The organism is Komagataeibacter ossonobensis (assembly GCF_057359305.1).
Genome location: NZ_JBXAYQ010000037.1, coordinates 19,990 through 27,200, shown reverse-complemented (window position 1 = coordinate 27,200; position 7,211 = coordinate 19,990). Strand labels below are relative to the sequence as shown.

Here is a 7,211-nt window from a genome sequence, read left to right as displayed (position 1 = left end):
AGAAAGCTTCAGAAGACGCTGTCTTTTTGAAAAAAGGTGACACCCGAAAACTTCTGTTATTCGGGCTTTATCTCAGGGGATCAGGATCGTGCTGCCGGTGGTCTTGCGTGATTCAAGGGCGATATGTGCCTGTGCCGCCGCGGTCAGGGGGAAGGACTGACCGATACGCGGCTTGATGATATCCTGCCTTACCAGTTCAAACAGTTCGTTGGCGGCATGCAGTAGTGCTGGGCGTTGCGCGATATAGGTCGTAAGGGCCGGGCGCGTCAGGTACAGGCTGCCATGGGCTGCCAGCGTGCCGACATTCACACCCGTCACCGCGCCCGATGCATTGCCATAGCTGACCATAAGACCGCGTGGCGCAAGGCAGGACAGGCTGGTTTCAAAGGTATCGCGGCCAATGCTGTCATAAACGACCGGCAGCATGCGCCCGTTGGTCAGGTCGCTGACCTGTTCCTTTATCCGGTTCGTGCCGATGATGACATCCGCCGCCCCGTTGGTCCGCGCCAGTTCCGCTTTTTCCACCGTTGAGACGACGCCAATGACGCGTGCGCCCAGATGACGTGCCCATTGGCACATCAACAGCCCCACACCGCCGGCGGCGGCATAGACCAGAATGTCCTCGCCGGGTTGGACGCGATGGACCTCGCGCAGCAGCATATGCGTACTCAGGCCACGCAGCATGATGGCGGCAGCGGTCGTGGCGGAGATGTCATCGGGCAATACCACCAGCCTGTCGGCTGCAATGGTGCGGAACGTGGCATAGCCACCTGGTGTCGTGACATAGGCCACGCGCATGCCGGGCTGAATCGTGTCCACGCCGGGACCGATGGCGGTTACGGTTCCAGCCCCTTCCATACCCGGCACGGCGGGTAGGGTAGGGAATTTATACAGTCCGGTGCGGAAATAGGTATCAATGAAATTGACCCCGATGGCTTCCTGCCGCAGCACCACTTCGCCTGCCGCCGGGGTGGGAACCGGAAGCGTTTCGGTGCGGAGGACGCCAGGTCCCCCATATTCATGGATGCGGATGACGGTATTCATGTCCTGTAATCCCTGTTGGTGGGTTTATGGCAGCGGTGATGCGGAGAGGGTTTCCAGGTCACGCAGGAACTGCCGGTCGCGCGCCCCTTCATCACCGGGATAGGTTTCGGGATCGTATTGGGGACAGTCAGTAAAATCGATGCGGTGGCAGGGGATCAGGATGGGAATGGGATTTTCCGAACAGGCACTGATGATGGTGTCAGTTGAAACATTGGCCAGGCGGGCCGCTTCCCGCCACGAAACCTGCTGGCCTACGGGAATGGTCTGCATGAACTGCCATGCGCGTAGCTGCTCGGGTGTGCCATACGGGGCAAGGGGCAGGCGGCACAGTGTGGCCTCCCCATCAAAATAGGCGTCCAGCCAGGCACGGGATTCCAGCAGTAGCGGCGTTTCCTCCTGATCGCGGCCCCAGCCCCAGTCCAGCGCCACGATCTTTCCATCTTCGGCGGAGACGGTCAGGGGGGCGAGTGGCGAATGCATTGAAAGTTGTGGCATGAGTCACCTTGATCAGGACAAAGAGGTGAACGATAACGCCGTTCCGGGAACTGACAAAATGATGATGGCCACCATGGAGATGTTTGTGCAGGAAAGTGATCGTCATCCCCCCGTCATTTTCGCGCTCGCCAGCGGCCTGTCCCGCGCCGCCATTGCCGTCATGCGGTTAAGCGGTACGGGTGCCGGCAGGATTGTGGAAAGCCTGTGCGGTCGTCTGCCCGCGCCACGCCGGGCCTCGCTGCGGGGGCTGTGGCGACGGGATGGGGATGCGCCCATCCTGCTGGATCGTGCACTGGTGCTGTGGTTTCCGGGGCCAGAAAGTTATACGGGCGAAGATAGCGCCGAACTGCACCTGCATGCGGGGCCGGCGGTCATCAATGCCGTGGCCGATACGCTGGTGGCACTGGGCGCACGCCCTGCCGAACCGGGGGAGTTCAGTCGCCGCGCGTTTATGCACGGGCGTCTTGACCTCATGCAGGCGGAAGGGATTGCCGATCTGATCGACGCCGAGACCGAGGCCCAGCGGCGACAGGCGCTGGCGCAGGTCGATGGGGCACAGAGCCGCCTGTACCAGCAATGGGCCGACAGGCTGCGCGTGCTGCTGGCGCATCAGGAAGCATTGATCGACTTCCCTGACGAGGAACTGCCCCCGGAAGTGGAGCAGGAACTGGTGAATGGCCTGCGGGTACTGCACGCGACCATGCAGGATTATCTGGCAACTGGTGAAGGGGCCGAGCGTCTGCGGCGCGGACTGGTTTTTGCCATTGTGGGGGAACCGAATGTTGGCAAATCCAGCCTGCTGAATGCGCTGGCGGGGCGGGATGCCGCCATTGTGTCCACCCGTGCAGGCACGACGCGTGATGCGATTGAAATCCGGGTTGTGATGGGGGATGTGCCGGTCACGCTGGTTGATACCGCGGGCCTGCGTGAAACCGATGACGAGATTGAAGCCGAAGGCGTGCGACGTTCATTGTTTCACGTGAAACAGGCGGATTGCGTAGTGCATGTATTTGCAGGTAATCCTCCACCATCCCGACTGGAAGGGAATGGTGTACTGGTCTGCAACAAGACCGACCTGTCACCCGCGCCTGATGGCGTAATAGGGATTAGCGTGCTCACGGGGGCGGGCATGGATGTGCTAAGGGATGTTCTGGCCGACAGGGCGCGTGCCCTGACTGCCGATCGGGCCAGCGCACCGTTTACCCGCGCCCGGCATCGTGCCGCGATAGAGGAAACGGTCCATTATATCGGGCGGGCACAGACGATGGCATGGCCGGAAATGCGCGGAGAGGAAATGCGCCTGGCCATGCGCGCCCTTGGGCGGCTGACGGGGGTGGTGGATGTGGAAGCCCTGCTGGATACGGTGTTTGGCCAGTTCTGCATTGGCAAATAGGGGAAGTGCGGGGATGAGTCGCGTATATGATGTGATTGTCGTGGGTGGCGGTCATGCGGGGTGCGAAGCGGCATCTGCCGCCGCGCGTACGGGCGCGCGGACGATGCTGTTGACGCACCGTCTTGAGACCATCGGCATCATGTCCTGCAATCCGGCCATTGGCGGGATCGGCAAGGGGCACCTTGTGCGTGAAATTGACGCGCTTGACGGTCTGATGGGGATTGCGGCCGATCGGGCCGGGATTCATTTCAAGCTGCTGAACCGTTCCAAGGGGCCAGCCGTGCATGGTCCGCGCGCGCAGGCGGACCGCTCACTCTATCGTCAGGCCATACAGGACCTGCTGGCACAGACCGAAGGACTGGATATTGTCGAAGGCGCGGCGGGGGACCTGCTGGTTGATGGACAGGGCCGGGTCGAGGGCGTTGTCTGTGAAGATGGCCGTACCTTCGCCTGTGGTGCAGTGGTTCTGGCGACGGGCACGTTCCTGCGGGGGACAATCCATGTCGGGCATCACAGCCAGCCAGCCGGGAGGGTAGGGGACCGGCCCGCGAATGCGCTGGGCGAACGTCTGGCCGCACTGGGGCTGCGCATGGGGCGCCTGAAGACCGGCACACCGGCCCGCATCGCGCGCGACAGCATCGACTGGAACATTCTGGCGGAAGACCGGGGCGACGCCGTGCCAGAACCCTTCAGCCGCATGACGGACACCATTACCAACCCCATGGTGTCATGTCGCATCACGGCTACCACACCGCGCACGCATGAGATCATACGTGAAAACCTTCAGCTTTCCGCACTGTATGGCGGGGCGATCTCGGGACGGGGGCCACGTTATTGCCCGTCGATCGAGGATAAGGTCGTGCGGTTTGCACAGCGTGAGTCCCATCAGATATTCCTTGAACCCGAAGGCCTGCCCGGTACTCCCGATGGGGAACTGGTCTATCCCAATGGTATTTCCACCAGCCTGCCTGAAAACGTGCAGGTGGAAATGCTGCGCAGCATCCCGGGCCTGGAACATTGCCGGATCGTCAGGCCCGGTTATGCGGTGGAATATGATTACGTAGACCCGCGCGAACTGGCGCCCACGCTGGGACTGAAAAACATGCCCGGCCTGTTCCTTGCCGGTCAGATCAACGGCACGACCGGGTATGAGGAAGCCGGGGCGCAGGGCCTGCTGGCCGGTGTCAATGCCGCCCGCTGTGCTGCGGGGCAGGAAGGTGTCACACTGGACCGTGGAAATGCCTATATCGGCGTGATGATCGATGACCTGACCACGCAGGGTGTATCCGAACCCTATCGCATGTTTACGTCCCGCGCCGAGTACCGCCTGACCCTGCGGGCCGATAATGCTGACCTGCGGCTGACCCCACGTGGACTGGAATGGGGCTGCGTAGGGACGGCGCGTGCACAGCGATACCGTATGGACTGTGCCGCGATCGAAGCCGCCACCGAGCGTGCCCGCAATGAAACCTATAATCCAGACATCCTGCGCAGGGCCGGGGTGAATGTTTCGGCTGATGGGCGCGCGCGCACGCTTGTGGATGTGCTGGCTACGGATGCATCGCCCGAAATGCTTGCCCGGATTGCGCCATGGTTTGCGGACCTGCCGCCCCGTGTGGTCCAGCATCTGGCGACCGAGGCCCGCTATAGCGGTTACATTTCCCGGCAGGATCGTGAAATTCGTCAGCTTGCCAGCGAAGGGCGCATGACCCTGCCTGTGGATCTGGATTATGCCCAGGTTGGTGGTCTGAGCACGGAAATGCAGGAACGGTTGTCGCGCGTCCGGCCTGTAACGTTTGGCGCGGCACAGCGTATTCCCGGCATTACGCCATCGGCGCTGGTTGCCCTGCTGGCGCATGTGCGGCAAAGGCAGGTCGCAGTATGACGGACGCGCCCGATGTTTCACGTGAAACACGTGACAGGCTGGAACGCTATGCCGATATCCTGTTGCGGTGGAACCAGCGGATCAATCTTGTCTCGCCTCATGATCTGCCGCATTTATGGTCGCGTCATATTGCTGATAGCCTGCAACTGGCGCGGTTGATTCCATCTGGCCCCATAAGTCTGGTGGATATGGGGTCCGGTGGCGGTTTCCCCGGCCTGGTTATTGCCTGCGCCACGGATGCGCAGGTGACACTGATCGAATCGGACCAGCGCAAGGCCGCCTTCCTGCGTGAGGCCGCACGGGTGGCGGGTGTGCAGGTCCGTGTCTGTGCACAGCGGCTGGAGGTTGCTGACGTGCCCCCCGCACAGGTCGTGACGGCGCGCGCGCTCGCACCCCTGTCGCGCCTGCTGGAATGGGGGACGCGCTTCCTGCGGCCAGATGGCTTCTGCCTGTTTCTGAAAGGAAGGAATGCAGAAGATGAACTGACAACAACCAGCGCCGACTGGCGTATGGCGGCAACCCGGATTCCAAGCCGTACAAATGCGGATGGTGTGATTCTAGAATTGAGCGATATCAGGCGTGTCAGAGACTACAACAATGAATGATACGGGAAGCGGGCTTGCATCTTCCCCCCGCATTATTGCGCTGGCCAACCAGAAGGGCGGTGTGGGCAAGACAACTACGGCCATCAATCTGGCGGCGGCTCTGGCGACATCGGGACTGAAGGTCCTGCTTGTCGATATGGACCCGCAAGGTAATGCTTCGACCGGACTGGGTGTAGGGTATGATGCCCGCCGCAGTGGCACGTACGCCATGCTGGAAGACGGCGAACGGGCCGCCGCCGTGGTGCAGCCCAGCGCCGTGCCTGGCCTGTCGCTGATTGCGGCGGATACGGAACTGGCAGGGGCGGAACTGGAACTGGTCATGTCCGACCGGCGTGAATACCGGCTGCGTGATGCGCTGGCGCAGGTCGGGGCGGAATATGATGTCATCCTGATCGACTGCCCCCCCAGTCTGGGCCTGCTGACCCTCAACGCCCTTGTGGCGGCACAATCCGTTATCGTGCCGTTGCAATGTGAATTCTTCGCGCTGGAAGGCATCAGCCAGCTGGTGCGGACCGTCAACAGTGTGCGGCAGTCACTCAATCCCGTACTGAAGCTCGATGGCATTGTGCTGACCATGTACGATCGGCGTAACAACCTATCGGAACTGGTGGCGGATGATGCCCGCAGCTTCTTTGGGGACAGGGTGATGGAAACCCTCATTCCCCGTAATATCCGGATTTCCGAGGCGCAGAGCCATGGACAGCCGGTGATGAATTACGACCAGCGTTCGTCCGGCAGTCTGGCCTATCAGGCGCTTGCCACCGAAGTCACGGACCGTCTGGGACTGCATGCAGTACGGAAAGGGAAAGCCAGCTTATGAAAACCAAGAAGGATGCCGGTCGCCCCCGTCTCGGTCGCGGACTGGCTGCCCTGCTGGGTGAGCAGGTCAACATGCTGCCTGCCGCACCGGCGGTTGAAGCACGCAAGACGCCCGAAGCCATTTCCAGCCTGCCGATTGATGTCATGGAACCCAGCCCTTTCCAGCCGCGCCAGCAGATGGAACCCGGTGCGCTGGATGAACTGGCCAGTTCCATTCGCGTGCGTGGCATCCTGCAGCCCATCCTTGTGCGGCCGCATCCGGGACGTAAGGGGATCTACCAGATCATTGCAGGGGAACGCCGCTGGCGTGCCGCGCAGATTGCGGGCCTGCATGATGTGCCCGTTCATATCCGCCCGCTGGATGATGGGGACGCCATGGCGGCGGCGCTGGTGGAAAACCTCCAGCGTGCCGACCTCAACGCCATTGAGGAAGCCGAGGGTCTGCAGCGCCTGCTGGACGATTACGACCTGACCCAGGATGAACTGGCCAGTGCGATTGGCAAGTCCCGTCCGCATGTCGCCAACATGGTGCGCCTGTTGCAGTTGCCGCCACCAGTGCGTGATGCGGTGCGTCATCAAAGTCTGTCGGCGGGGCATGCCCGTGCCCTGCTGGCACATGGCGACCCCGTTGCGGCACTGAAAATCGTGCTGGCGCAGGGGCTGAATGTCCGCCAGACGGAAGCTCTGGCCAAGCAGCAGGAACGCAAGACGGCTGCCGCGCGTGACAAGGCGGAAAAGATCGCGCGCAATCCTGAAATTGCTGCACTGGAACGCGACCTTGCCACCAGACTGGGGCTGAAGGTGCAGATCGCCTTTGACGGGAAGGGCGGCAGCATTCGCATTGATTACCGTTCGCTGGAACAGTTTGATGGCCTGCTGCGACTGCTGCAGCGGTAGGAATTTCAAAAAAGTCAAAAATTCCTCTTGCCAGACAACAGGGTGACTGCTAGAAGCCCTCTCACCCAAGCGG

Annotated in this window: 7 protein-coding genes; 5 read left to right on the top strand and 2 right to left on the bottom strand. The window is 61.7% G+C overall.

Annotated elements, in window-relative coordinates; translation table 11 throughout:
- Positions 1 to 72 precede the first annotated feature (72 nt).
- Entirely contained in the window at positions 73 to 1,044 is a 972-nt protein-coding gene (locus tag AC1RQ9_RS15275; RefSeq protein ID WP_485987643.1) for a quinone oxidoreductase family protein, read from the bottom strand.
- Positions 1,045 to 1,068: 24 nt separating this feature from the next.
- Positions 1,069 to 1,524 carry a methylated-DNA--[protein]-cysteine S-methyltransferase gene (locus AC1RQ9_RS15270; protein WP_193733165.1) on the bottom strand — a complete coding sequence of 152 codons (456 nt, stop codon included), beginning with the start codon at positions 1,522 to 1,524 and terminating at the stop codon, positions 1,069 to 1,071.
- Between the two features lie 73 nt (positions 1,525 to 1,597).
- Between AC1RQ9_RS15270 and mnmE the strand changes: the two genes are divergently transcribed.
- The 5 genes from mnmE to AC1RQ9_RS15245 are packed head-to-tail and all read left to right on the top strand — an operon-like array spanning position 1,598 to position 7,138.
- Positions 1,598 to 2,932, top strand: a complete 1,335-nt coding sequence (gene mnmE, locus AC1RQ9_RS15265) for a tRNA uridine-5-carboxymethylaminomethyl(34) synthesis GTPase MnmE (RefSeq protein ID WP_485987641.1) — start codon at positions 1,598 to 1,600, stop codon at positions 2,930 to 2,932.
- A gap of 13 nt (positions 2,933 to 2,945) precedes the next feature.
- Positions 2,946 to 4,817, top strand: coding sequence for a tRNA uridine-5-carboxymethylaminomethyl(34) synthesis enzyme MnmG (gene mnmG, locus AC1RQ9_RS15260; protein ID WP_485987640.1), 1,872 nt, complete (start codon positions 2,946 to 2,948; stop codon positions 4,815 to 4,817).
- Positions 4,814 to 5,422 (top strand): 16S rRNA (guanine(527)-N(7))-methyltransferase RsmG, encoded by a 609-nt coding sequence (rsmG, locus tag AC1RQ9_RS15255; protein WP_485987639.1) that lies wholly within the window; start codon positions 4,814 to 4,816, stop codon positions 5,420 to 5,422. The genes mnmG and rsmG overlap by 4 nt, the downstream gene beginning before the upstream one ends.
- Positions 5,415 to 6,242 (top strand): ParA family protein, encoded by an 828-nt coding sequence (locus AC1RQ9_RS15250; RefSeq protein ID WP_193733148.1) that lies wholly within the window; start codon positions 5,415 to 5,417, stop codon positions 6,240 to 6,242. Before rsmG ends, AC1RQ9_RS15250 begins: the two co-directional genes overlap by 8 nt.
- The gene (locus tag AC1RQ9_RS15245) at positions 6,239 to 7,138 is read left to right on the top strand and encodes a ParB/RepB/Spo0J family partition protein (protein WP_485987638.1); all 900 of its coding nucleotides are present in this window, start codon (positions 6,239 to 6,241) and stop codon (positions 7,136 to 7,138) included. Before AC1RQ9_RS15250 ends, AC1RQ9_RS15245 begins: the two co-directional genes overlap by 4 nt.
- Positions 7,139 to 7,211 lie beyond the last annotated feature (73 nt).

Coding starts and splice junctions, on each gene's coding strand:
- rsmG (WP_485987639.1), top strand. CDS start 4,814: ATGACGGACGCGCCCGATGTTTCACGTGAAACACGTGACAGGCTGGAA.
- mnmG (WP_485987640.1), top strand. CDS start 2,946: ATGAGTCGCGTATATGATGTGATTGTCGTGGGTGGCGGTCATGCGGGG.
- AC1RQ9_RS15275 (WP_485987643.1), bottom strand. CDS start 1,044: ATGAATACCGTCATCCGCATCCATGAATATGGGGGACCTGGCGTCCTC.
- mnmE (WP_485987641.1), top strand. CDS start 1,598: ATGATGATGGCCACCATGGAGATGTTTGTGCAGGAAAGTGATCGTCAT.
- AC1RQ9_RS15250 (WP_193733148.1), top strand. CDS start 5,415: ATGAATGATACGGGAAGCGGGCTTGCATCTTCCCCCCGCATTATTGCG.
- AC1RQ9_RS15245 (WP_485987638.1), top strand. CDS start 6,239: ATGAAAACCAAGAAGGATGCCGGTCGCCCCCGTCTCGGTCGCGGACTG.
- AC1RQ9_RS15270 (WP_193733165.1), bottom strand. CDS start 1,524: ATGCATTCGCCACTCGCCCCCCTGACCGTCTCCGCCGAAGATGGAAAG.